The 23,089-nt window shown below is 55.1% G+C and carries 23 protein-coding genes; 9 read left to right on the forward strand and 14 right to left on the reverse strand.

All coding sequences use genetic code 11. The features are described from left to right. Positions 1 to 17: 17 nt before the first annotated feature. Entirely contained in the window at positions 18 to 1,517 is a 1,500-nt protein-coding gene (locus ACFQPC_RS11580) for a B12-binding domain-containing radical SAM protein (RefSeq protein WP_382272069.1), read from the reverse strand. A gap of 90 nt (positions 1,518 to 1,607) precedes the next feature. On the opposite strand from ACFQPC_RS11580, the gene ACFQPC_RS11585 reads away from it, so the two are divergent. Both ACFQPC_RS11585 and ACFQPC_RS11590 read left to right on the forward strand, forming a co-directional pair. After that, positions 1,608 to 2,480, forward strand: coding sequence for a M15 family metallopeptidase (locus ACFQPC_RS11585; protein WP_382272071.1), 873 nt, complete (start codon positions 1,608 to 1,610; stop codon positions 2,478 to 2,480). Between the two features lie 103 nt (positions 2,481 to 2,583). Further along, positions 2,584 to 3,549, forward strand: a complete 966-nt coding sequence (locus tag ACFQPC_RS11590; protein WP_382272072.1) for a magnesium and cobalt transport protein CorA — start codon at positions 2,584 to 2,586, stop codon at positions 3,547 to 3,549. Positions 3,550 to 3,558: 9 nt separating this feature from the next. Here the strand turns inward: ACFQPC_RS11590 and ACFQPC_RS11595 are convergent, their stop codons facing one another. Together ACFQPC_RS11595 and ACFQPC_RS11600 are read right to left on the reverse strand one after the other, a co-directional pair. After that, positions 3,559 to 5,256: a methyl-accepting chemotaxis protein gene (locus ACFQPC_RS11595; RefSeq protein ID WP_382272073.1), complete on the reverse strand. Its 1,698-nt coding sequence runs from the start codon at positions 5,254 to 5,256 to the stop codon at positions 3,559 to 3,561. A gap of 191 nt (positions 5,257 to 5,447) precedes the next feature. After that, on the reverse strand, positions 5,448 to 7,073 hold the full coding sequence (locus ACFQPC_RS11600; RefSeq protein WP_382272075.1) for an NAD(P)/FAD-dependent oxidoreductase: 1,626 nt from the start codon (positions 7,071 to 7,073) through the stop codon (positions 5,448 to 5,450). Between the two features lie 460 nt (positions 7,074 to 7,533). On the opposite strand from ACFQPC_RS11600, the gene ACFQPC_RS11605 reads away from it, so the two are divergent. The 3 genes from ACFQPC_RS11605 (at position 7,534) to ACFQPC_RS11615 (ending at position 10,653) form a co-directional block, all read left to right on the forward strand. Then, positions 7,534 to 8,028 carry a chemotaxis protein CheW gene (locus ACFQPC_RS11605; protein ID WP_382272076.1) on the forward strand — a complete coding sequence of 165 codons (495 nt, stop codon included), beginning with the start codon at positions 7,534 to 7,536 and terminating at the stop codon, positions 8,026 to 8,028. Between the two features lie 117 nt (positions 8,029 to 8,145). Then, positions 8,146 to 9,852, forward strand: coding sequence for a methyl-accepting chemotaxis protein (locus tag ACFQPC_RS11610; protein WP_382272077.1), 1,707 nt, complete (start codon positions 8,146 to 8,148; stop codon positions 9,850 to 9,852). 273 nt (positions 9,853 to 10,125) lie between these two features. Further along, positions 10,126 to 10,653 carry an SET domain-containing protein gene (locus tag ACFQPC_RS11615; RefSeq protein WP_382272078.1) on the forward strand — a complete coding sequence of 176 codons (528 nt, stop codon included), beginning with the start codon at positions 10,126 to 10,128 and terminating at the stop codon, positions 10,651 to 10,653. A gap of 47 nt (positions 10,654 to 10,700) precedes the next feature. On the opposite strand, the gene sugE is transcribed toward ACFQPC_RS11615, so the two are convergent. Then, positions 10,701 to 11,015 carry a quaternary ammonium compound efflux SMR transporter SugE gene (gene sugE, locus ACFQPC_RS11620; protein WP_041296289.1) on the reverse strand — a complete coding sequence of 105 codons (315 nt, stop codon included), beginning with the start codon at positions 11,013 to 11,015 and terminating at the stop codon, positions 10,701 to 10,703. Positions 11,016 to 11,752: 737 nt separating this feature from the next. Continuing rightward, positions 11,753 to 12,325, reverse strand: coding sequence for a DNA-3-methyladenine glycosylase I (locus ACFQPC_RS11625; protein ID WP_382272080.1), 573 nt, complete (start codon positions 12,323 to 12,325; stop codon positions 11,753 to 11,755). A gap of 218 nt (positions 12,326 to 12,543) precedes the next feature. Between ACFQPC_RS11625 and ACFQPC_RS11630 the strand changes: the two genes are divergently transcribed. Continuing rightward, on the forward strand, positions 12,544 to 13,785 hold the full coding sequence (locus ACFQPC_RS11630) for a TIGR03862 family flavoprotein (RefSeq protein WP_382272081.1): 1,242 nt from the start codon (positions 12,544 to 12,546) through the stop codon (positions 13,783 to 13,785). Positions 13,786 to 13,789: 4 nt separating this feature from the next. On the opposite strand, the gene ACFQPC_RS11635 is transcribed toward ACFQPC_RS11630, so the two are convergent. Further along, entirely contained in the window at positions 13,790 to 14,803 is a 1,014-nt protein-coding gene (locus ACFQPC_RS11635; protein ID WP_382272082.1) for an AI-2E family transporter, read from the reverse strand. Positions 14,804 to 14,824: 21 nt separating this feature from the next. Continuing rightward, complete coding sequence (locus ACFQPC_RS11640) at positions 14,825 to 15,304, reverse strand: CreA family protein (protein WP_382272084.1); 480 nt, start codon at positions 15,302 to 15,304, stop codon at positions 14,825 to 14,827. A 169-nt stretch (positions 15,305 to 15,473) separates the two neighbouring features. Between ACFQPC_RS11640 and ACFQPC_RS11645 the strand changes: the two genes are divergently transcribed. Next, entirely contained in the window at positions 15,474 to 15,776 is a 303-nt protein-coding gene (locus ACFQPC_RS11645; protein WP_382272086.1) for an antibiotic biosynthesis monooxygenase family protein, read from the forward strand. Between the two features lie 77 nt (positions 15,777 to 15,853). Here the strand turns inward: ACFQPC_RS11645 and ACFQPC_RS11650 are convergent, their stop codons facing one another. The 7 genes from ACFQPC_RS11650 to ACFQPC_RS11680 all read right to left on the reverse strand — a co-directional run bounded on the left by ACFQPC_RS11650 (position 15,854) and on the right by ACFQPC_RS11680 (position 22,124). Further along, positions 15,854 to 16,192: a DUF3144 domain-containing protein gene (locus ACFQPC_RS11650; protein WP_382272087.1), complete on the reverse strand. Its 339-nt coding sequence runs from the start codon at positions 16,190 to 16,192 to the stop codon at positions 15,854 to 15,856. Positions 16,193 to 16,340: 148 nt separating this feature from the next. Continuing rightward, on the reverse strand, positions 16,341 to 16,793 hold the full coding sequence (locus ACFQPC_RS11655) for a YiiD C-terminal domain-containing protein (RefSeq protein ID WP_382272089.1): 453 nt from the start codon (positions 16,791 to 16,793) through the stop codon (positions 16,341 to 16,343). 33 nt (positions 16,794 to 16,826) lie between these two features. Further along, positions 16,827 to 17,255 (reverse strand): VOC family protein, encoded by a 429-nt coding sequence (locus ACFQPC_RS11660; protein WP_382272091.1) that lies wholly within the window; start codon positions 17,253 to 17,255, stop codon positions 16,827 to 16,829. A gap of 57 nt (positions 17,256 to 17,312) precedes the next feature. Beyond that, positions 17,313 to 17,951, reverse strand: a complete 639-nt coding sequence (locus ACFQPC_RS11665) for a DUF2238 domain-containing protein (RefSeq protein WP_382272092.1) — start codon at positions 17,949 to 17,951, stop codon at positions 17,313 to 17,315. A 70-nt stretch (positions 17,952 to 18,021) separates the two neighbouring features. Further along, positions 18,022 to 20,478: a TonB-dependent siderophore receptor gene (locus ACFQPC_RS11670; protein WP_382272094.1), complete on the reverse strand. Its 2,457-nt coding sequence runs from the start codon at positions 20,476 to 20,478 to the stop codon at positions 18,022 to 18,024. A 120-nt stretch (positions 20,479 to 20,598) separates the two neighbouring features. Then, a complete protein-coding gene (locus ACFQPC_RS11675) occupies positions 20,599 to 21,612 on the reverse strand; it encodes a FecR domain-containing protein (protein ID WP_382272095.1) in 1,014 nt (337 codons plus the stop codon). Beyond that, entirely contained in the window at positions 21,609 to 22,124 is a 516-nt protein-coding gene (locus ACFQPC_RS11680) for a sigma-70 family RNA polymerase sigma factor (protein WP_382272097.1), read from the reverse strand. The genes ACFQPC_RS11675 and ACFQPC_RS11680 overlap by 4 nt, the downstream gene beginning before the upstream one ends. Positions 22,125 to 22,350: 226 nt before the next feature. Here ACFQPC_RS11680 and ACFQPC_RS11685 point away from each other — a divergent pair, with 226 nt between their 5' ends. Continuing rightward, the gene (locus ACFQPC_RS11685; protein ID WP_382272098.1) at positions 22,351 to 22,749 is read left to right on the forward strand and encodes a DUF2946 domain-containing protein; all 399 of its coding nucleotides are present in this window, start codon (positions 22,351 to 22,353) and stop codon (positions 22,747 to 22,749) included. An 84-nt stretch (positions 22,750 to 22,833) separates the two neighbouring features. Beyond that, on the forward strand, positions 22,834 to 23,067 hold the full coding sequence (locus tag ACFQPC_RS11690; RefSeq protein ID WP_382272099.1) for a hypothetical protein: 234 nt from the start codon (positions 22,834 to 22,836) through the stop codon (positions 23,065 to 23,067). Positions 23,068 to 23,089: the final 22 nt, after the last annotated feature.

The raw sequence follows: 23,089 nt of genomic DNA on the forward strand, positions 1-23,089 counted from the left end.
GTTCGCCAAACCACCTTTTAACCGACCGCCATATGCCGCGCTTGCCGTTGCAATACGGTTTGTTCCGCCTTGTGTATGGCCTGCGTTTTCAGCTTGGTATTGGCCTGCCCCGCATAATCGCTGCGCACGACTTCGGCTGCCACTTCTTCATCCATGCCTTCCAGCACCAGCCATTGCCGCACCAGTACCGCCAGCCGTTCGAGCGCAATGCGGTTGGTCGCATCAGTGGTCGCATACAGCCAGTTCGATAAACGCATGAAATTGGCAAACGGCGACTCGCGCAGGATCAGTGGCAAGGTATGCGCAAAGCGGCCGGAATTGGCAATCAGATCCCAGTAACGTGCAAAGCGCACCAGCTGCTGCATTTCATTGAAATCGATGCGGTCCGTCGCGAGAATCGTATAGGGCGGATAAGGATCAAACACCAGGCCGTATTCCTGCGTATGGCGGATGATAGGCGTGCCGCGCAAACGCTTGAGGATGCCGAACTGGATTTCATGTGGCCCCAGTTCCAGCAGGCGATCAAAGCCTCGCGCAAAGCTGGCCACGTCTTCACCCGGCAAGCCCGCGATCAGGTCGACGTGCAAATGCGCATGTGAGTTCTCGCATAACCAGCGGATATTCTCTGCGGCTTTTTCATTATTTTGTTTGCGGCTGACCAGGGTCTGCACTTCCGGATTGAAACTCTGGATACCGATTTCAAACTGCAGGGTACCGGCCGGGAATTTCTTGATGCCTTCTTTCAAGGCATCCGGCAAATGGTCAGGCACCACTTCAAAGTGTGCATAAACCGGGTCTTCCGGATGCGCTTCCAGCTTGTCGAGGAAGAACTGCATGATCTTCAGACTGGATTTGATATTCAGGTTGAAAGTACGATCGACGAATTTGAACAGGCGCGCACCACGTGCATGCAGCGTTTCCAGTTCACCGAGGAATAGATCGAGATCGTAAGGCCAGGCCGTTTTGTCCAGTGCCGACAGGCAGAATTCGCATTTGAACGGACAACCGCGCGATGCTTCCACATACAGCGTGCGGTTTTTGATGTCTTCATCTGAATACAGGCTGTAGGGCATGGTCAGTTCGGCCAGCGGCGGCTGTACGCCTGCGTGTATTTTCATCAAGGGCTTCGGACCATGCAAAATCTGTTTGCATAGCTGCGGGAAAGTGACATCACCCCAACCGGTAATCAGGTAATCGGCCAGCTGTACGATGTTTTGCTCGCCCGACTCATACGACACTTCCGGTCCACCCAGCACGATGACCACTTCCGGCGCCACGCGCTTGAGCAGGGCGACCAGCTTGGTGGTTTCTTCCACATTCCAGATATAGACACCGAAACCGATGATGTGCGGCTTGCTCTGCAAGAGCTTTTCCGCCATATCGGTGGTACGCGCGCCAATCACGAATTCCTGCAAGTGTGTAACGTCCTGCAAGTCGCCCATATTGGCTTGCAGGTAGCGCAAACCCAGGGATGCATGCGTGTAGCGGGCGTTCAGCGTGGAGAGCAGTATGGTCATGAGGCGAAGACAACGACGAAACGGCCATTTTACGCCGCTATAGTGGAAACCAGCGCGGATTTGGCATATCTGGCAACATCGGCTCGTATAATGAAACAGCTGGTCCACAGCATCCCAGAGCCCCATCACGCATACATGACACCATTCCCGCTACTACATCGTTATATCGCTACCGTCTTGCTGTGCGCAGCAGTGACAGCCCATGCCGGCTCAGCTATCTCCGAAGTCAGTGACACCGCTTGCAACAAGATGCGCCGGCAAGGCGTGCTGCAAAAAAATGCACCTGTCACCTGCGCCCAATTGCGCATCGTCCAATTTTCTTACCTCGACTTTGACGGCAAGCTGCGCAACGATGGCGAAATCATGGTGCTGGCAGCCGTCGCCGAACACGTGCAAGCCATCTTCGATACCCTGCTGCAACGCAAATTCCCGATCGCCCGCGCCCGTTTGATGGATCACTATCGCGGTGACGATGCCGCATCCATGCGCGACAACAATACCTCGGCCTTCAATGACAGGCGCATCACCAACGGCAAGGCAGCGTCATTGCATGCCTATGGCGTAGCGATAGATATCAATCCGGTACAAAATCCCTTCCTGCAGTTTGAAGCCGATGGCAAAGCCATCTACAGTCCGCCGACGGGCAGCAAGTACGCCAATCGCCTCACCGTGCGACCGGGCAAGGCAACACGCCAGGGTATGGCGGAAGAGGTAGTGGAAGTCTTTGCCCAGCACGGCTTCCTGGGTTGGGGCGGCAACTGGGATGCACCTATCGATTACCAGCACTTCCAGGTCAATCGCGCGCTGGCGGAACGTATGGTCGCTTTGCCGGTGCCGGAAGCACGCAAGGCATTTAACGCTTATGTAGAGCGTTATCGTAGCTGCGTACAAACCCGCAAGGAAACAGACCGCACGGTCGCCCAGGCCACTTGTGCAACTTCAGTAGAACGCAGCGGTCAATAAGCAAACAGCATATACACAGAAAACTTGACGAAGCTACACAGTGAGTGTGTACTCTCAGCTAAGCATAACTATATGCAGCCAAACAATTTCGGAGACTTTATACATGCTGATCAATTGCGTCGTCTATCAGGACGGCAATAAACTATCCGACATCCCGATTGAAGAAATCAGCGATTACCTGCAACGCCCGGATTGCTTCGTCTGGGTCGCACTGAAAGATGCGGAGCCGGCCGAACTGGCGCAGATGCAAGAGGAGTTCAACCTGCATGAACTCGCGGTCGAAGATGCCCGCAACGGCCACCAACGGCCAAAGATAGAGGAATACGGCGACTCACTGTTTACAGTCGTGAAAACAGCGGAAATGATAGATGGCGAATTGCATATCGGCGAGATCGATATCTTCACCGGCAAGAACTATGTGCTGTCCGTGCGTAATCGCAGCAACCAGGGTTTCCTCGGCGTACGTGCACGCTGCGAACAGGAACCGGAACAATTGCGCAAAGGCTCGGCCTTCGTTTTATACGCCTTGATGGATGCAGTGGTGGACCGATACTTCCCGGTGGTGGAAAGCCTGGAAGCCGAACTGGAAACGATTGAAGGCAAGATCTTCGACAAGGGACTGGCCCGCCTGAACATCGAACGCCTGTACGACCTGAAACGCCAGGTCGTGATGCTCAAACATGTGGTTGCACCATTGATGGAAGCGGTCGGAAAATTATCCGGCGGCCGTGTACCGGCCTTGTGCGAAAGCACACGCGATTACTTCCGCGATGTCGGCGATCACCTGTACCGCATCAATGCGCTGACCGATGCGATCCGCGATACGGTCGCCACTGCGATCCAGGTCAACCTGTCGATGGTCACGATTGAAGAGAGTGAAGTGAACAAGCGGCTCGCTGCATGGGCCGCCATCTTCGCGGTCGCCACCGCCTTCTTCGGCCTGTGGGGCATGAACTTCAAAGTCATGCCGGAACTGGACTGGAAGTATGGCTACCCGGTGGCGGTGCTATTGGTAGTCGGCGTCTGCGGCTATCTGTATTACCGCTTCAAGAAATCCGGCTGGCTGTAGTCAAACTCCTCAGAACTGCTCCCACTCATCGCCCATCGGTGTCGCACCGTTAGCCCTCAATTTTGGCTGCGGTGCCGGCACTGACATGCCGGATGATTTCGCCGTTGCCTTGCCTAACTGAACCACAGTCGCTGCACGCGGCGCAAATGCTTGCTGCTCATTGCTGAGTTTGAACGCGCCGACTACTTGCCCCAGCTTGCGTGCCTGATCCTGCATGGATTCTGCGGCCGCCGCAGCTTCTTCCACCAGTGAGGCATTTTGCTGGGTGACATGATCCATCTGGCCTATGGCCTGATTGATCTGTTCTATACCCGCGCTCTGTTCCTGGCTGGCCGCCGTGATCTCACCCATGATGTCGGTGACACGACGTATGCTGCTGACGATTTCATCCATGGTCGCGCCTGCTTCGGTGACCAGCTTGTTGCCGGTATCCACCTTGCCGACCGAATCACCGATCAGCGCCTTGATTTCCTTGGCTGCGCTGGCTGAACGTTGTGCCAGGCTCCGCACTTCAGTCGCCACCACCGCAAAGCCACGCCCCTGCTCACCGGCACGTGCTGCTTCAACTGCTGCATTCAGGGCGAGGATATTGGTCTGGAAGGCGATACCGTCGATGACGCTGATGATGTCCACGATCTTGCGTGAAGATTCATTGATCGAGCTCATGGTCTCGACCACTTGCGATACAACCTCACCACCCTTGCTCGCCACTTCGGATGCCGACGCTGCGAGTTGATTCGCCTGTCGCGCATTATCTGCATTTTGTTTGACGGTCGAGGTCAGCTCTTCCATCGACGAAGCAGTTTCTTCCAATGAACTGGCTTGTTGTTCTGTACGTGACGACAGGTCCATATTGCCTGCGGCAATCTCGTTGGATGCGGTGGTAATCGCATCGGTACCCAGGCGGACTTCACCGACTATGCGTTGCAGGCCATCGTTCATGTCTTTCAGCGCAGCGAGCAACTGGCCACACTCATCTTTGGATTCCACCTTGATGTCATTTGTCAGGTCACCACCCGCCACCCGACGTGCTGCGTCGACAGCTGTTTTCAGCGGACGCGTAATGCCTATAGTCAGGCGCCATGCGCAAAACATGCCGAATGCCAGCACCAGTGCCGACAGCAGCATCAGCTGGCGCGCACTCGCCGCTTCGACATCGCTCAGTTGCGCGGTACCGGCATCCATCTGTTTACGTTCCAGCTCAACAAATTCGGTGAAGTGATTCTTGAAACTTTCTGCCGCCGGCAGGAAAGTCGCATCGAAGTATTTCGCCGCTTCCGCTTCCTTGCCTTCGGTCTTCAGCTTCATCACGCCTTCGCGCCCGGCCAGGAAGGTTTTACGCACGTCGAGGATTTTTGCGTACAACTCTTTTTCCTGTTCGGTATTCAGCAAGGGTTCCAGCTTCTGGATGATCTCCATCGATTGTTTGCTGTCATCAGCCGCAAACTTGGCCGAGAATTGTGCCAGCGCGGGATCTGCGCTCTTTGCCACGCTAATGGTACGTGTGATGCTGGCTTTGGTAATCGCAGACCAGTCACTGACCATGCGTTCCTTCGCAATCGGCATTTCCAGCATGCTGCGCGTGATCGCAGACACCGCGTGCAGCTGGCGTATGCCATCCGCTGCAATCGCGATGGACAAGGCCAGGACCACACCAAACCCCAACATGAGTCGGGTACCGATTTTCATATTTGAAAAATTAATCATTCTTTATCCCTTAGGTGGTGGGTCTTGTTACGACCAGCTAAGCGGATAACTTGATGCGACTTGAGCCCCGGCAAGCCTATACGCACTATTCACGAAAATGATAGTGAGCAATCATGCGCTGCGGAGCCAGGAATGACGCGCCGTGCATGTATATATACATGCACGGGCAGGACTACAGAATGGATAAATATTTAACGCGTGGTACCGCGGCTGACGCTATCAAGCATGCTGAGTGCCACTGCTTCAGCCACGCGGATGCCGTCTATCGCCGCCGACATGATACCGCCGGCATAACCGGCACCTTCCCCGGCCGGGAACAGGCCACGTGTATTCAGGCTTTGCAAATCATTGTCGTTGCGCTTGATGCGTATCGGCGATGAAGTGCGGGTTTCAACACCCGTCAACACCGCATCCGCCATGGAGAAACCCTTGATCTGTTTCTCGAACGCCGGTAAGGCTTCGCGTATCGCTTCGATCGCATACGAAGGCAGGGAAGTATTCAGGTCACCCAGTTTTACGCCCGGCTTGTACGACGGCAGTACCGAACCGAATGCGGTCGAAGGACGGTCTGCAATGAAGTCACCCACCAGCTGGCCCGGCGCATCATAGTTACCGCCGCCCAGTTCAAAGGCACGCGTTTCCCACTGGCGCTGGAATTCCATGCCGGCCAATGCATGACCCGGATAATCCGCTGGTGTGATACCGACCACGATGCCGGCATTCGCATTACGTTCATTACGTGAATACTGGCTCATGCCATTGGTCACGACACGACCCGGTTCCGAAGTCGCCGCCACCACGGTACCGCCCGGACACATGCAGAAGCTGTAGACCGAACGGCCATTCTTCGCGTGATGCACCAGTTTGTAATCGGCGGCGCCAAGGATTTCATTGCCGGCATTCGGACCGAAGCGGCAACGATCGATCAGCGATTGCGGATGTTCGATGCGGAAACCCATCGAAAACGGTTTCGGTTCTATATACACACCGCGTGCATGCAACATCTGGAAAGTATCACGTGCACTATGGCCGATGGCCAGCACCACGTGGTCGGTCGCGATATGCGTGCCGTCAGCCAGTTTCAGGCCGCGTACCTGGCCATCTTCAATTTCAATATCGTCGACCTTGCTCTGGAAGCGGAATTCGCCGCCCAATTCTTCTATCGACGCGCGCATCAATTCGACCATCTTCACCAGGCGGAAGGTACCGATGTGCGGTTTGCTGACGTACATGATTTCATCCGGTGCATCGGCTTTGACGAATTCGGTCAAGACCTTGCGACCGTAATGTTTGGGATCCTTGACCTGGCTCCACAGCTTGCCGTCCGAGAAGGTACCGGCACCGCCTTCGCCGAATTGCACATTCGATTCCGGATGCAATTCGCGCTGGCGCCACAAACCGAAAGTGTCCTTGGTACGTTCGCGCACCGCCTTGCCGCGCTCAAGGATGATGGGATTGAAACCCATCTGCGCCAGGATCAGGCCGGCAAAAATCCCGCAAGGTCCGGTGCCGATCACGACCGGACGCATTTTCAGGCCGGCCGGCGCCTGAGCAACGAAGTGGTAACTGGTGTCAGGAGTCGGGCCTACATGGCGATTGCCGGCCAGGCGCTTTTGCACCCTGGCTTCATCCTTTACTTCCACATCCAGCGTGTAGACGAGTGTGATCGCACTTTTCTTGCGCGCATCATAGCCACGACGAAATATCGTAAAGGCAATCAAATCATCTGCAGCAACACCCAGGCGCGCGAGTACCGCGGCCTTGAGGTCTTCTTCTTGATGGTCGAGTGGGAGTTGAACGTCGGTCAATCGCAACATGCTTGTTTCCAGCCAGGCCCTGTAAAAAACTGTGCTGCCGCCAGGGTCGTGCGGTCGGCAGCGCGCTATTTTACTCCAGGCGTTTATAAGCTATGCGGCTATACGGCAAATCCGCCGGATAAAGCCCGCCATCCACGCAAATTGGGGCATGGGCCACATTTTTGCCGGATTTAACAATCTGTTGCACTCGAACGAAGATGCCATGGATGTGAAAACTCTTCGCGTATTACCTGAGTTTTCGTCTATGAGACTGACGAACAAGCCCGTCAAATCGGCGGATTACCGCGCCAGTCCTCGTTCCCAGACTTATTGACGCACGGAAACTAATTGTTTATGGTGGCTGAACAAGACTGCAGCGGCTAGTCTGGTCTTGTGGCAATCGCTCTATATGCATTAAAAAATCGCCGTTAATAAATAGACGTTCAAAGAACGCTTAACAGAGACAGCAAGGGGAGTGCACATGACCACACATAGCACGCAATCCGCCATTCCCATTCATGGCGAATCACTGGAGTACCTGGCATTCACGCTGGGCCACGAAGAGTACGGCGTTTCCATACAAAAAGTGCAAGAACTGCGCGGCTATGACGCCGTCACACACATTGCCAACGCGCCGGAATTCATCAAGGGCGTAGTCAACCTGCGCGGCATCATCGTTCCCATCATCGATATGCGTATCAAGTTCAATCTTGGCACGCCCACCTATGACCAGTTCACGGTTGTCGTCATCCTCAATATCAACAATCGGGTAGTCGGGATGGTGGTCGATAGTGTGTCCGATGTCATTACGCTGACGCCGGAGCAAATCAAGCCGGCACCGGAAATGGGTGGCGCAGTCGACACCAATTACCTGGTCGGCCTGGGCACCGTCGATGAGCGCATGCTGATCCTGGTCGATATCGACCGACTGATGTCCAGCAACGAAATGGGCCTGATCCAGCAACACGCGGCGTAACTCTGCTTGCGGTCACTCGCAGTCCATCCGTAGGGGTGGGCACGCGCCTGTATGCCCGTTTCCAGAAACATTCCGGCTATTCCCGCTCCTGCAACAATTCACTTGTTTGAGAGAATCATGTTGAAGAACCTAACCATCAAATCCCTGCTCCTGACCGTCATGAGCATCCTGTCCGCCTTGCTGGTCGGTACCGGCATACTCGGCCTGAGTTCCTTATCCACCACCAATGACGCATTGAAAACCGTGTACGAAGACCGTACCGTCGCATTGGGTGAATTAAATACCGTCATTACGCTGCTGACCATCAATCAGCTCGACCTCGCGGCTTCCATCTATGGCGATCCGAACCTGGTCTTGCCGAAGATGGATGCAATTGAAAAGCGTACGAAAACCATAGCCGGCACCTTCAGCGCCTATGCCCAAACCAAGCTCACCACGGAAGAAAAAGCACTCGCCGAGAAGTTCAGCACCGATTACAAGAAGTTTGTCGATAAAGCCCTGGTGCCGGCCATCGCCGCCTCGCGTGGCGGCAATGTCTTGCGCGTCACCGAAATCGTGAACGAGACCATGGAAGGATTGATATTGCCGGTGCGCGCCGATGTCACCGGCCTGATCGATATCCAGTTACAGGAAGCGAAACGCGAATTCGAAGCATCGCAGGCACGCTTCGCGCTGGTACGGAATATTTCCATCGCAGCGATTATCTTCGGCGTCCTGATTGCCGCCTTCATGGCGTTCTGGTTGCTGCGCCTGATCGTGCGTCCGCTGCGCGAAGCGGTGGACGTCGCCCGCAGTGTGGCAGGCGGCGACCTGACGCAACAGATACAGGTACGCTCCAGCAATGAAACCGGACAGCTGCTGCAAGCCATCAAGGATATGAACGACAGCCTGGCGCAAACGGTCAGCGCGGTACGCCACGGCACCGAAACGATTACCCTCGCATCCGGTGAAATCGCATCCGGCAATGCCGACCTTTCCAGCCGTACCGAAGCGCAAGCCGGTTCGCTGGAAGAAACCGCCAGTTCGATGGAAGAGCTGACCTCGACCGTACGCCAGAATGCCGACAATGCGCGCCAGGCTAATCAACTGGCAGCCTCCGCATCCGAAGTGGCAGTGAAGGGCGGCGTGGTGGTAGCAGAGGTGGTGCAAACCATGGGCTCCATCCAGGATAGTTCACGCAAGATCGTCGACATCATCGGCGTCATAGACGGTATTGCTTTCCAGACCAATATCCTGGCGCTGAATGCAGCGGTGGAAGCAGCACGCGCCGGTGAGCAGGGCCGTGGTTTTGCGGTGGTTGCCGCCGAGGTGCGTAACCTGGCACAACGGTCTGCTGCCGCTGCGAAAGAAATCAAGGTCTTGATTGGTGACTCGGTCGACAAGGTGGAAGCGGGCAGCAATCAGGTTAGCCAGGCCGGCAAGACCATGGATGAGATCGTCAGCAGCGTCCGACGCGTGACCGATATCATGGCCGAGATCACCGCCGCCAGCCAGGAACAGACTTCCGGCATCGAGCAAATCAACCAGGCGATTACGCAAATGGATGAGATGACGCAGCAAAATGCGGCGCTGGTAGAGCAAGCTGCGGCGGCCGCAGCCTCGCTGCAGCAACAGGCGAACGGCCTGTCGCAGGTGGTCGGCGTATTCAAATTAAGCGGTGCGGAGCACAAGCTTGCCCGTGATTTACATAGCTACACCGCAGAGCCGCAAGTACAAATCGAAAGCAGGCCGGCACCCAAAGCGTTGGCGACACAGGCTGCCGGCGCCAAGCCACAGAAGGCCATGAGCACCGAGCGCGGCGGTGATGATTGGGAAGAGTTTTAAACAGCGGCCGATGCGATGCCGGTGGGCCTGAATTACACCGGCATCGTGTCACACAGCTGTCATCAAAACCCGTATTTGCATCCTCATTCACTACAGCACACATGCAGGCTGTAGCGTATCTGCACCAATCCTCCGGTAAACCGACACTGTCAATTGTTCTTGCACGCGTATTGATAGACAATAGCGCGCGTAGCCAGTGGAACGCTTCTTGCAGAATGTTGTCGGACTCAAGCAAGCCTGAATTTACTCATCCTTTTTGCCTTTAGATTCAACATGACCAAATTGAGCAAGACCCCAGCATCGTCGGACAAACCTGCATTCCTCGTCAGAAATTCCCCGGTACACGGACGCGGTGTATTCGCCACGCGCAACCTCAAGGCTGACGCGCTACTGATCGAATATGAAGGCGAACGTATCAGCGACAAGGAAGCGCTCAAGCGCCACGGCACCGATCCGGAAAATCCGTATCACACCTTCTTCTTCAGCCTCGAAAACGGAAAAATGATCGATGGTGGTGCAGACGGCAGCGATGCGCGCTGGATCAACCACGCTTGCGAACCGAATTGCGAAGCACGCGAAGAAAAAGGCCGCGTCTATATCTACACGTTGCGCGATATCAAACGTGGTGAAGAATTCAATTACGACTATGGCCTGATCGTCGAAGACCGCCAGACCAAGGCACTGAAAAAAGCATACGAATGCCGTTGTGGTGCGGAAAGCTGCCGCGGCACCATGCTGGCGCCAAAAGAAAAGAAAGCCTCGAAAAAGAAAAAGAAGAGCAGCAAGAAGAAAGACAAATAAAAAACGGAGCCTCGGCTCCGTTTTTTATTGCAGCAGTGGCTACGTATTTAGCTGAAGTATTTCAAGCCTGCGATACCGGATACGATCAGCATGATGCAGAGGATACGTACCACGGTGACCGCATCGCCCAGCAAGACCATGCCGAGGATCACGGTACCGACGGTACCGATACCGGTCCATACCGCATAGGCGGTTCCTACCGGCAAGGTCTTCATCGCCACGCCCAGCAAGGCAACACTGATCACCATTGCCACTACGGTACCGACGGTAGGCCAGAGGCGGGTAAAGCCCTCGGTATATTTCAGGCCGATCGCCCAGCCAATTTCAAACAAGCCCGCAATAATCAAAATAGTCCAAGACATGGTTCTACTTCCTATAGTGTCGAGGCCGTCCTCAATTGTTGGTGGAGCGGTGGGGTCGTCCCCACTTCCTATTTCTTTGCGGCCCGGCACATAGGCATATGCGGCACCGATAACGATGCATAAGCTGCATCATTTTTGAATCAGCCTGTGGATATTAACAAAAATTGCAGAAGTGCACCGGACGCAAAAAGTGCATTCCATCTAGTGAAAAGATCCCGGGCTGACATATCTAAGGGGCTTTTTGTTCGCGGAAAGCGACAAAAATGAATGCAGTATGTGAGCAGTTACTGTGTTTTAGAGACTGGCTGTAAGGGACTTTAGAGGCAAAAAGTTGCCATATATGAATATTCTATATCTGATATGCGAAAAGGAAATTGGTGCGACGCGACAAACCTTCATATACTTCAGTTGTCTCCTCTATGTCTCCTCCTTTGATATAGATTTAGCCCGCCTCCTGCGCGGGCTTTTTTTTGTCCAAGAATAACTGATTAGGCTGCTTCGTTCAATTTCGTGCAGCAAATCACTGACATATCAAAATCACCATTTTCCATGGTATTCACATTGGAAATATCGGATATCAGAAATGGAAAGTAGCCTGCAAGCAGCCACATCCATATACTTCAGTTGTCTCCTCTATGTCTCCTCCTTTGATATAGATTCAGCCCGCCTCCTTTGAGCGGGCTTTTTTTTGCCTGTCGTCCGGACAGCCGCATCAAACCTGGCTCCGGCCACCGATCTTACTTCTTCGGCCCCTTGTAGCAAAAGCAATCCACCGTATGATCGTTCACCAGGCCTATCGCCTGCATATACGCATACATAATTGTCGATCCGACAAATTTGAAGCCGCGTTTCGCCAAATCTTTCGACAATTGGTCCGATAAAGCGGTCTTTACCGGCGCTTGCTTGATATTTTCCCAACGATTCTTGATCGGCTTGCCGCCGACATAAGCCCACAGGTAAGGATCCAGGCCGCCGACTTCATCGCGCAGGCGCAGGTAAGCCTGCGCATTACCTATGGTGGCCGCCACTTTCAGCTTATTGCGTATGATGCCGGGATTGGCCAACAGCTCCGCCACCTTCTTCGCATCGTAGCAGGCGATTTTTTCCGCATCCCACTGGTCGAAAGCTGCACGATAGCTTTCACGCTTATTCAGTACGGTCAGCCAGCTCAGGCCGGCTTGCGCACCTTCCAGGTTCAGCATTTCAAACAAACGCGTTTCATCATGGCAGGGCACACCCCATTCTTCGTCATGATAGGCAACATAAAGGGCACTATCGGGATTCACCCAGCTACAACGTGTACGTGTCATGATTACTCCCAATTGATTTTGACGAACTGCATTAGCGCAGACGGCATTATCGCCGATCACAAAGTTTTGCTTTAAACCCTATTCAAGCTTGAGAAATTTCCGCCCTTGATCAAGAATGGCGCCTTCCGCAATTGCAGCCTGACCCCATCCACAGTCCATGTACACAGCCGCTTACCATTCGATCCACTGCATGGCTTCCCCGCAGACAGGAAGCGCAGATGCCTGACCTGCACACATACACGGTCGCCGTCATAGGCGGCGGGCCGGCTGGTTTGATGGCGGCTGAGGTCTTGATTGCGCAAGGCGTGCAAGTCGACCTCTATGATGCGATGCCATCGGTCGGACGTAAATTCCTGCTGGCCGGCAAAGGCGGCATGAACCTGACACATACCGAAGCGCAGCCTGCCTTCGTCGCACGCTATGGTGCACGCGCCGCACAGCTCACACCCATGCTGCAAGGCTTCGATCCCGACACCTTGCGCAATTGGGTGCATGCCCTCGGCATCCCGACCTTCGTCGGCAGTTCCGGACGCGTCTTCCCGACCGATATGAAAGCCGCACCTTTGTTGCGCGCCTGGCTCAAGCGCCTGCGCGATGCCGGTGTGCGCTTCCATATGCGACATCGCTGGCGGGGTTGGGCTGAAGACGGCAAGCTGCGCTTCAACACACCGCAAGATGAATTACATATCCAAGCCGACGCAGTGGTACTCGCATTGGGTGGCGGCAGCTGGGCCCGCCTCGGTTCCGATGGAAAATGGCTGCCGGTGCTGGAACAGCAAGGCATTCCAAGTGCGCCCTTGCAAGCGGCGAATTGCGGCTTCGAAGTGGAATGGAGCGCACATTTCCGCGAGCGCTATGCCGGTCAACCGGTCAAGCCGGTAGTCGCCTCCTATCTGGACCGACAAGGTCAACAACTGCAAAGACAGGGCGAGTTCGTCATCAGCGAGAGTGGTGTGGAGGGCAGCCTGATTTACGCCTTGTCCTCTGCCTTGCGCGAACAAATCAATGCCGAAGGATCAGCCACACTGACACTCGACCTTGCGCCCGGCAAGTCAGCTGAGCGCGTACTGGAAGAAGTGTCCCATCCGCGCGGTTCTCGTTCGATCGCCAGCCACCTGCAAAGCAAGGTCGGCATTGCCGGGGTCAAGGCTGGACTATTGCACGAATATTTATCGAAGGAAGATTACGCCCGTCCGGAAAAACTGGCAGCAGCGATCAAAGCCTTGCCGCTGCGCCTGACAGCTGCACGTCCTATCGACGAAGCTATCAGCAGCGCCGGCGGCGTGCTGTTTGAAGCGCTGGATGAACACTTGATGGCATTGAAGATGCCGGGCGTATTTTGCGCCGGTGAAATGCTGGATTGGGAAGCCCCTACCGGCGGCTACCTGCTCACCGCATGCTTCGCCAGCGGTCGTACCGCAGGCCAGGGCGTACTGGCCTGGCTGCGTGCCCTCGCCTAAGTCTTTACACCAGGCCTCTGTCCATCAATTCCTTTTTGACATAGGCGTAGAAGACCGGCGCGGCAATCACGCCTGGTATACCGAATATCGATTCCATCACCAGCATCGCCGTCAGCAATTCCCAGGTACGTGCATTAATGTGCGAGCCTATGATCTTCGCGTTCAGGAAATACTCGAGCTTGTGTATCACCATCATGAACACCAGCGAGCTCAATGCGACATGCACCGAGTGCGACAGCGCGATGACGACCAGTATCGTATTTGATATCAGGTTACCGATCACCGGTAGCAGGCCAACGATGAAAGTCACCACCACCATGGTCTTGCGCAAGGGCAAATCAATTCCGGCCAGCGGCAAAATCACGATCAGGTAAATGCCTGTCAACACTGCATTGATGGCAGCGATACGCACCTGCGCAAAAACCACATTACGGAACGAAGCATGCAAGGCGATCATGCGTTCGTGCAACGCTTTTGCCAACGGTTGATAGACCCGTGTCGTGGTGGTGTCGTACAAACCGGCCATCGCGCCTATGATCATGCCGATCAGGATATGCGCAAGGATACGGCCCGCTTCGCTACCCATGGTGCGCGCCTCCAGCGCATGCGAGTGTAACCAGCCGGTGATCATGGTGCGCAAGGCTTCGGCGTCCACCGGTATATACGCGGCGATCCAGCCCGGGATCTGGCTGCGCGTCGCCTCCAGGATGTCGGCCATCTTTTGCAGCAGTACCGACAACCTGCCGACATCGCTGCGAAAAAAAGCAATCGAACCCCAGACCAGGGCAAACAGGATGATAACGATCAAGCCGCTAAGCAAAGCGACAGCGGCAACCTTGCCTTTCTGTCCGACCAGCTTCCCGCCCAGTCTCGGCGCCAGCATCTGCACCAATGAATACACCAGCAAGCCGGAAAACAAAGCTGCCAGCAAACCCTGGTGCATCACCAGCAGCAGCGCGAACGCTGCCAGGAAATAGGAAGCAGTAACTATATGGGAGTTCTTGATCGGGGTAGACATGGGACTCCGGGTGTCTATGGCTTACTTAATGGGGATGGGATTGCTGCGCGGTACCGGCACCGCCGTCACACCATTCTTCGGACTGCCGTCTATCAATTTATCCGAGTAAGTCAGGTAGACCAGCGTGTTACGGACCGGGTCGACGATGCGCACGATATGCAGGCGCTTGAACAATATCGACTGACGCTCGGAGAAGACATCTTCCTGCTTCGGCAATTTACCCTTGAAACTCAGGGTGTCACCGACCTGGCGACAGGCAATCGACGCGTCCGCCGTATCTTCGGCCAGGCCGACCGTGCCGCTCACGCCGCCGGTGCGTGCACGCGAGACAAAACAGGATACGCCGACCACCTTCGGATCGTCATACGCCTCAATCACGATACGGTCATTCTTGCCGAGGAAACGGAAAGCCGTGCTGACTTCGCCTATCTGTTGTGCATGCAGTGGCAGTGCCGCCAAGGTACTGCCGGCCAAAATGATGCCGGCCAGAATTGTTCGCATACGTTTTCCTTTCGTGGGTATCATGCAGACAGAGTACGCATATCGTTGCAAACTGAACAGTAACAAGGGTATTTATTCTTCCCGCCGCCAAATCGCAGCGAACTGATGCACTCCGGGAACCAAAATGTAATAATCCCGCATCTCCCCAACACTACTACAGGAAGCAAACATGATTCTCGAACTCGTCGATCTTCGCATCCAGCCAGGCCAGCAAACCGAATTTGACGCTGCCGTGCAGCGCGGCCTGGAACAGGTCATCGGCAAAGCCAAGGGCTATCAATCGCACGTCATCAACAAATGCATAGAAACACCGGAACGCTATGTCCTCCAGATTTACTGGGCGACACTGGAAAATCATACCGTTGATTTCCGTGGCTCGCCGGCCTTCCTCGAATGGCGCGCCATCGTCGGTCCATTCTTTGCATCACCGCCAGTCGTCGAACACTTCAACATCCTGGCAAAATCTGCCTGAAGCAGTATCGCCCGGCACAAAAAAGCCTCGCCCTGTTATGACAGCGGCGAGGCTTTTTTATCAGCTGAATTTAAGCATCAAGGCTTTTCAGGGTGATAGCTTTTGTAGTTCTCTGCGTAATCCCTGAAGTTTTCGCGCAACATCTTTTCAAACTCGTTACGGAAGTAGGCAATCGCCGGTTCCAGCTCGGACTTGAAGGTCGCAGCGTTCGGTGCATCGACCGAAGCGGTAAAAGCATTAAAACGTGCCGCCGCATACATCATTGCCGCACAAACCTGGCCGCGTTCTGCGCCCTTGCAGTTTTCATTCGCCAGGTGGACGAAGGTATCCGCAACATCCCAGAATTTGGCATTTGGATCCGGTGCTTTGCCGGTCGGACGGGTGACGTCCCTTGCATTGAAATTGTCGTCGCTCATGATTTAAAAGTGATATTTGATTGTAAATATTGCGTATTCATTGCCGAAAGGATGGCAGGTCGGAACATGCCGCTTTCTTGCGTGTGCAGCACTATAGCTTAAAAATGGCAAAACCCGCGCCAGGCACGATCACAGCCGGGATAGAAAATCAGGGCGCTTCCGGTGCCAGCGCGACGAATTCCCCATGTAATTTCCCCGCTTGCTGTCCTCCATATTCCAGTACCGAAGTGACCGCAATACGGGCGCGCCCCTTGCGTGCCAGCGTACGCAGGAAGCGCGGCCAGTCTGCATCCGGCTCCAGATAAGAACGGGCGCTAAAGCCGCCGGCAATCGGCAATTCATACTGCATCGTATTGCTCTGGATCACGAGGCGACTGCTGATGCCTTCGTGTTGCAGGCGTACGTGCAGTAAAGACCAAGCCGCCAATATCGCCACCGCGGACGCACTGCCGCCGAAGATGGTTTCCTGATGATTGATATTCGGCGGCAGCGGCGCGGTGAGGATGACACCATCCGGCTGCGCGTCGATAACATCCACCTGCATTGCCTGCGACAAGGGAATGTGGTCGTATAAATACTGCCGCAATATCTGTTGATCCAAGCTCTGCTCCTTGCGCTTACAAACGCCCACACATCACTGCCATGGATCGTAAGTACCTATGCTCCACAAACGTCCTTCGAGGTCACGGCAACTAAAACCGCGTCCGCCATAGTCTTCAAATTTGATATCGATCACAATCTCGGCACCAGCCGCCCGCGCCCGTTCATACACCACATCGGCATCGGCGACGATCAGGTAAGGGCTCTGCGTTTCATCGCCGCCGATTTCATCCGGCTGGCGTATCAGCTTGCCCCATTCACTGTCTGCCACCACGGATCCGATCATGATCATACCGCCACCCAAAACCAGCTGCGCATGCGCGACGCTGCCATCCGGGTTGGTATAGACCGCCTGCTTTTCAAAGCCAAAGACTGCACATAACCAGTCTATTGCGGCCAATGCATCGCGATAACGCAGGCAGGGGATGATGCTGGATCTGGTCGCTGTTACAGATTTACTCATGCTTGTCTCCTCTGGTTTGTACTATGACAGGTGACAACAGCAGCTTGCCACAGTTCCTCAGCGGCTACTGCCGATGGCGGCGATTTGCCTGTCGTGCCATTTGGCAAGCAGGAGCACCGCGATCATGGCACCGATGAAAGCCATGCACATATCGGATTGCGTATCCCACTGGTCGCCCTGCGTGCCAAGAAATTCATCCGCGCCTTGCCCCATGATGACGGCAGCCCACCATTCAATCAATTCATACCAGGCACTGATCGCCATCGCCACGCAGATAGCCAGGAAGGCAACCATTTTTTTGCCCGTGACAAAGTGCCTGCGCACGAAGATTTCCTTCGCGACCAGCGCCGGCACCAGGCCCTGCCACAAATGTCCGAGCTTATCGTAAGGATTGCGCGCCAGGCCAAACACGTCCTGCACCCAAAAGCCGACCGGTACATGGGCGTAAGTATAGGTCCCACCGACTATCAGGATCAGCGCATGCAGGAAAATCAGGAAGTACAGAAGGGAGGTCAGTGGGAAACGCCGGTAAGTGAAGGCCAGCAAGGGCAAGGCTATCAGCACCGGCATGACTTCCATCAGCCAGGTCAGGCGATCATGCGGATCGATGAAAGAGACCAGCAAGGCCAGCACTATCAGTGCGGCTGCCACCAGCAAATAGCGGGCTTGATGCGGAGGGGGATGATACGTTTGCATGGACGGGTATGGTGAATGAGCCAGCATCAACCATACCCTTTTTTGACTTGCTATTGCATAACAGGCGGTATTACCAATGCATACGCACTGTAGCGACGACGGTACGACCCTGGCCGTAGTAACACTGAATCATCGCATTACAGCCGGCAACATAAGTTTTGTCACCCAGGTTGTAGCCATTGATCTGGAAGCTGTACTTGTCGATGTCATAGCGCAAGAAAGCATCCACCAGTGTATAGGACGGTACAAAGAAGGTATTCGCGGTATCACCGGCGGTTTTTCCTATGCGGCGTGCACCACCACCTATCGTCAATTCACCGCGCATATCCTGTGGCAAGGACAGCTTATAGCTGGCGAACAGCGATTGCTGGGTTTTAGGCACGGTGTAAGGCAGCTTGCCTACTTGCGCCGGCGTGACGCTCTTTGTGACTTCAGGGTCTTGCACACTCAGTGCCGCGGTTACATTCAGGCGCTTGGACAAGGAAGCAACGGCTTCCAGTTCGATACCGCGTACCTGGACTTCGTCAGTTTGATAGATAACCCCACTGACACGATTCACCACATTTTGTTGTGTCGCTTCAAATGCCGAGAGCGTGACCGAATAGTCTTTATCCAAAGGAGCATATTTGAGGCCGACTTCCTTCAGCGTACCTGTCGTTGGCTTGAGGGGCGTTGCATTCGTCGTCAAGGTCGGCAGGAAAGAAGTCGAGTACAAGGCATACGGCGCAAAGCCGGAATCAAACAGATAGGAAGCACCGATCTTGCCGGTCGTCTTTTCCGGATCCTGCTTGAAAGGCGTCACGACACCTGTAGCCAACTTGGTGTTGTCCGTCGTAACGCGCACGAAATCCTTGCGCAGGGCAGCCAAAACATTCAATTTCCCCAGCTTCACCTGGTCTTGGATATAGATACCTGTCTGGTATTGCTCCTGCTCTGAGCGGTCTATAAAAGCGGTCGGCACCAACGGTTTCGTATAAATAGGGTTAAACAAATCTTGCGTAGGACCCGCCGCATTACCGGTGTTGTTCACCAGTTTCTGCCATTGCAGATCCAGGCCCGCCAGCAAGGTATGCCTGGCGACGCCGGTATTGAATCTGGATTCCAGTTGCGTATCGATCGCGAGCGCATCCAGTTCCGGCTGCGCATTGTAGTTGGCGCGACTAATCGTTCTTTCATCCGCCGCCAAACCCGATGTGTACAGATTGCGGTAATCCGTTTTCAGTTTGGAATAACGCAGATTGTTCCGCAGCGTAAAGGTATCGTTAAAGGTATGTTCAAAGCGATAGCCGATATAACTGATTTCCTTTTTGTAGATCGCATTGCGCGGATCGCCATCAGAGAAATTGGACGGGATAGTCAAACCCAGTTTGTTCGGCAATACGCTGCCCGTGGCCGGGACGATGACGCCGGCCTGGCCGATATCATCTTTCATATAGCCTGCTGAAACGATCAGGCTGGTGTTCGCATCCGGACGCCATGCAATGCTGGGATTGATCGCGATACGGTCATTTTTGCCGAAGGCATAAGAAGTATCGGCGTCGCGCACTATGCCGTTGACACGGTAAGTGAGGCGCGGATCGTTATTGATCGGACCGGTCATATCGAAACCGATTTCCTTGCGATCATAACTACCGACGCGTGCATAGACTTCACCCGAAGGTGTCGCCTGCGGATCCTTGCTCACCATATTCACGATGCCGCCGACATTGCTTTGGCCAAACAAGGCCGAGCTTGGACCGCGCAACACTTCCACCCGGTCCAGTGAAAACGGTTCGATCAGGAAACCGGCATAACCTCCGGTCTGGCTCGCGATTTGCGGCACGCGCAAACCATCGAGGTACAGGTCAGAGTTGAAACCACGTATGGTGAAGTAATCGGAACGTGTATCGGCACCGTAACGCTGGCCGTTCACATTGGCGCTATACAGCAATGCTTCGCTGACTGACTGCACCTGGCGATCCACCAGGTTTTCCTGCGTGATCACCGAAATTGATTGCGGGGTTTCTACCAGTGATGAATTGGTTTTGTTGGCAGTACGGCTGCGGCGCGCGACGTAGCCGGTAATGCCGGCGGCGTTCTCGTTCGCGGCAGTGGATGACACTTCCACCACCGGCAAGGTGGACTCCATCACACCCGGCGCCTTGCGCAATGTGTATTCGCCATTACCACGCGGCGCTGCTTCCAGTCCGGTACCGGCCAGCAAGGCGGAGAAACCGGATGCCACGGTGTGACGGCCCTTCAGCCCAGGGCTGTGCAAGTTCGCGGTCACTGCAGCATCCACCGACAATTGCACACCGGCTTCGGCCGCAAAACGCGACAAGGCGCTGCTCAATTGACCGGCAGGGATTTCATAGCTGCGGACTGCAGCGGCATTGCCAACAGATGTTTGCGCCAATGCCGGCACGGCAGGCAGCAATGCGAATAAAGGCAGGGCGACGAACAGCGCCTGTATGGTTTTGACGAGTAATGTGTGCTGCGGTAAAGCGCACGCCCGAGTCGGGCCGTTCAATGGTGAAGATAAAGACATTGCAACATCCTTTTTACGATTTTATCGATTGAGCTTGCTTTCAATCGGTATGCCAATCGAAGACCGCAAAAAGGGAACCACGATAGAAAATTAATTTTGAAATTTAGTACGACAGGGCGATCAGCGCGCTTCTGCCACCACCCACCATGACATCGTGCGGCGTATGCGTATCGGCAAGGTTGCTTCCAGCGCAGTGAGGATACGTTCAGGATCATTCAGGGAATAAGCACCGACCACGCGCAAATCGGCGACCGCAGGATCGCAGCCGAGATGGCCGCGCCGGTAACGTGAGAGCTCGGCCAGCAAATCTTCCAGCCGCATATTGTCGGCCACCAGCATGCCACCGCTCCACGCTTGCTGCGCAAACTGCGCCGGACTCACTTCGTCTATACCTTGCGCGGTAAAACGCACCTGTTGATTGGCGCGAACAACTTTCGTCTCACCACCGTCAGCCGGGCTCACTTCCACCGCTCCCTCGTATACCGCAAGATGGCTGGCACCATCGAGCTGGCGTACGCTGAAGCGTGTACCCAAGGCACGCATGCGTCCTTGCAGCGTGTCAACGACAAAAGGTCGTGCCGGCGTATTGCTGTCGTGTGCGGTCTGGATCAGGATTTCACCGGCATACAGGCGGATGCGGCGCAGGCTCTCGCCATACTCGGCATCCATGGCACTCGCGGTATTGATCCAGATATTGCTGCCGTCGGCCAATTGCACCTGGCGCCGTTCGCCGGTGGCGGTGCGGTAACTGGCACTCCATGCCTGCCATGGCATTACCTGGCTCGCCAGCCAGCTGGCGCTGCCTGCGGTACAGAGCAGGGTCAGCATTTTCACTGCGCGACGGCGACTGCGCTGGCGTTGTGCCGCGATATCAAGCGTGGCTCGCGTGTGTGGTTTGTCTACAGCCGGCAACTGTTCGAAGCGTCCGCTGATTTCCTCGACGCGGGCCCAGGCGATACGATGCATGCTGTCGGCATCACACCAGTCGCGCCATTGCTGCACATCGCTGGCACTGACACTGGCTGAACGCAGCACGGCAAACCATTCGGCCGCCTGCTGCAAGACCTTGAAATCAGGCTTGCTGCGCAAAGCCTCATCCAGCGGCTTGCCGTTCTCAGCCAGGATGGAACTCACGCCTTGTCCCCGGCAAACTGCAGACAATGCAACATCGCCTGCGCCATATACTTTTTCACCATGCGCTCGGATACGCCTATGCTTTCCGCAATCGCACCGTAAGTCAGGCCATCCAGCTGCGCCATCAGGAAAGCACTGCGTGCCTTTGGATTGAGCTGGTCCAGCATCGCATCGATTTCACACAAGACTTCCAGCAACAGGGCCCGCTCTTCCGGCGACTGCGCCATTTGCTCCGGGACAGTGGCCAGCATATCGAGGTAAGCGCGTTCGATTTCCAGGCGACGCCAATGATTGACCACCAGGCCGTGTGCTATCGTCGTCAGGTAGGCACGCGGATCGCGCAACAAAGGGCGATCCAGCTTCAGCAGCAGGCGTTCGAAGGTGTCGTGCGTCAGGTCTGCCGCATCGAAAGTATTGCCCAGCCTGGCACGCAACCAGCCCTGCAACCAGCCGTGATGCTTGCTATACAGCGTATGCATTTCCTGTTGTGGGAGAGGGGCCAAAGCGGACAAAATGACTCCAGATAGTAAATAAGAACTATTCTCATTTTAATCGAACAATCAAGTAACGCGCAATTCCGGCGTGTGTTGGCGTGCATACAGCGTGGCAATTTCGCCATGCTTTATATCAAAGTAGCTATATCTTTCATTGCCAGCCCGGCTATAATCAGCCGCGATAAGTCGCCAGCCGTCAACAAGATGGTTGTGTACATTGCCCCTTTTCCTTGATGCCCGCGCCATGCGAATGACGAAAGCCAAGCATAGATGGACCACCTGGATCGCATGTTTTGCGATCCTGTTGGCATCGCTTGCGCCTTCGATTTCACATGCGGTTGCTGCCGCCAAAGGCGCACCCAATGCATGGGTTGAAATTTGTACGGTGGATGGCAACAAGCTGATGATGGTCGACCAGGGCCAGAATACGCAGATGCCGAAACCGGCAGAAAAAACCACCCACTTCGAACACTGTGCGTTCTGTATGACGCACGCAGGCTCGGTAGGCTTGCCACCGCCGGCCGACTTCGTGATGCCGGTTATTAGCGGCGATCACATCCTTCCTCCGCTGTATTACCAGGCATCGCGTCCGCTGTTCGCCTGGGCTGTTGCACAACCCCGCGCTCCCCCGGCTTTTTCCTGATCCTTGCTGAGTACCGCCAGCACGTTGGCCTGATGGCCTGCGTTCGCCTGGCGCTGTGTCTTCATCTCGAAACAGGAGTTTGCCATGTCAACTCGCCGTAAATTCGTCATCACCCTCAATCTGCTTGCGCTCGTGATTGCTGCGCTGCTGGTCAGCATCCAGCGTTACGCATCTGTCGCGGCCTCGCCCGCCAAAACGTCGGCCATCGAACTGCAACTGGTCGCGCTGCCGGTGTTGGCCAGCGCCAGCCAGTGCGGCGCTTCCTGCGTCGTCACTAGTCGCGCTGCGCTGGGAATATCAGAACAAGTCGCGCAGTAATCCGCACACATCTTCCATCAGA

Source organism: Herminiimonas glaciei, from assembly GCF_042664955.1.
Classification (GTDB): domain Bacteria; phylum Pseudomonadota; class Gammaproteobacteria; order Burkholderiales; family Burkholderiaceae_D; genus Oxalicibacterium; species Oxalicibacterium glaciei.

Bases quoted from the DNA above. Each gene is read 5' to 3' on its own strand.
- ACFQPC_RS11580 (WP_382272069.1), bottom strand. From the start codon at position 1,517: ATGACCATACTGCTCTCCACGCTGAACGCCCGCTACACGCATGCATCC.
- ACFQPC_RS11585 (WP_382272071.1), top strand. From the start codon at position 1,608: ATGAAACAGCTGGTCCACAGCATCCCAGAGCCCCATCACGCATACATG.
- ACFQPC_RS11590 (WP_382272072.1), top strand. From the start codon at position 2,584: ATGCTGATCAATTGCGTCGTCTATCAGGACGGCAATAAACTATCCGAC.
- ACFQPC_RS11595 (WP_382272073.1), bottom strand. From the start codon at position 5,256: ATGATTAATTTTTCAAATATGAAAATCGGTACCCGACTCATGTTGGGG.
- ACFQPC_RS11600 (WP_382272075.1), bottom strand. From the start codon at position 7,073: ATGTTGCGATTGACCGACGTTCAACTCCCACTCGACCATCAAGAAGAA.
- ACFQPC_RS11605 (WP_382272076.1), top strand. From the start codon at position 7,534: ATGACCACACATAGCACGCAATCCGCCATTCCCATTCATGGCGAATCA.
- ACFQPC_RS11610 (WP_382272077.1), top strand. From the start codon at position 8,146: ATGTTGAAGAACCTAACCATCAAATCCCTGCTCCTGACCGTCATGAGC.
- ACFQPC_RS11615 (WP_382272078.1), top strand. From the start codon at position 10,126: ATGACCAAATTGAGCAAGACCCCAGCATCGTCGGACAAACCTGCATTC.
- sugE (WP_041296289.1), bottom strand. From the start codon at position 11,015: ATGTCTTGGACTATTTTGATTATTGCGGGCTTGTTTGAAATTGGCTGG.
- ACFQPC_RS11625 (WP_382272080.1), bottom strand. From the start codon at position 12,325: ATGACACGTACACGTTGTAGCTGGGTGAATCCCGATAGTGCCCTTTAT.
- ACFQPC_RS11630 (WP_382272081.1), top strand. From the start codon at position 12,544: ATGCCTGACCTGCACACATACACGGTCGCCGTCATAGGCGGCGGGCCG.
- ACFQPC_RS11635 (WP_382272082.1), bottom strand. From the start codon at position 14,803: ATGTCTACCCCGATCAAGAACTCCCATATAGTTACTGCTTCCTATTTC.
- ACFQPC_RS11640 (WP_382272084.1), bottom strand. From the start codon at position 15,304: ATGCGAACAATTCTGGCCGGCATCATTTTGGCCGGCAGTACCTTGGCG.
- ACFQPC_RS11645 (WP_382272086.1), top strand. From the start codon at position 15,474: ATGATTCTCGAACTCGTCGATCTTCGCATCCAGCCAGGCCAGCAAACC.
- ACFQPC_RS11650 (WP_382272087.1), bottom strand. From the start codon at position 16,192: ATGAGCGACGACAATTTCAATGCAAGGGACGTCACCCGTCCGACCGGC.
- ACFQPC_RS11660 (WP_382272091.1), bottom strand. From the start codon at position 17,255: ATGAGTAAATCTGTAACAGCGACCAGATCCAGCATCATCCCCTGCCTG.
- ACFQPC_RS11665 (WP_382272092.1), bottom strand. From the start codon at position 17,951: ATGCAAACGTATCATCCCCCTCCGCATCAAGCCCGCTATTTGCTGGTG.
- ACFQPC_RS11670 (WP_382272094.1), bottom strand. From the start codon at position 20,478: ATGTCTTTATCTTCACCATTGAACGGCCCGACTCGGGCGTGCGCTTTA.
- ACFQPC_RS11685 (WP_382272098.1), top strand. From the start codon at position 22,351: ATGCGAATGACGAAAGCCAAGCATAGATGGACCACCTGGATCGCATGT.
- ACFQPC_RS11690 (WP_382272099.1), top strand. From the start codon at position 22,834: ATGTCAACTCGCCGTAAATTCGTCATCACCCTCAATCTGCTTGCGCTC.